Below are 284 nucleotides of genomic sequence, written 5' to 3'. Positions count from 1 at the left end.
AGCTGCGCGAGCAGCTCGCCGAGATCGAGCAGCTCGAGCCCGAGGCGGGGGAGGACGTCTCCTTGAACGAGCGCGCCGAGCGCCTCGCGAACGCGGAGGAGCTGCGGCTGTCCGCGTCCCAGGCACGCACCGCGCTCTCCAGCGAGGACGACGAGCCCGACGTGGCCGGACTCGTCGCCGAGGCGCGACGCGCCCTGGAGCGGGCCGCCGACCCGCAGCTCACCGAGATCGCGGAGACCCTCGCCGATCTGGGCTACCGGGCCGCCGACCTCGCGGGGCAGCTG

Annotated in this window: 1 protein-coding gene; it reads left to right on the top strand. The window is 75.4% G+C overall.

The window, feature by feature from the left end:
• Positions 1-284 (top strand): hypothetical protein (locus tag KI686_RS16560; protein ID WP_237590411.1); only part of this gene is annotated, 284 nt, incomplete at both ends.

Origin of the sequence: Polaribacter sargassicola (assembly GCF_021991835.1) — a bacterium.
Lineage (GTDB): Bacteria > Bacteroidota > Bacteroidia > Flavobacteriales > Flavobacteriaceae > Polaribacter > Polaribacter sargassicola.
This window is presented reverse-complemented; position numbering and strand designations above follow the sequence as displayed.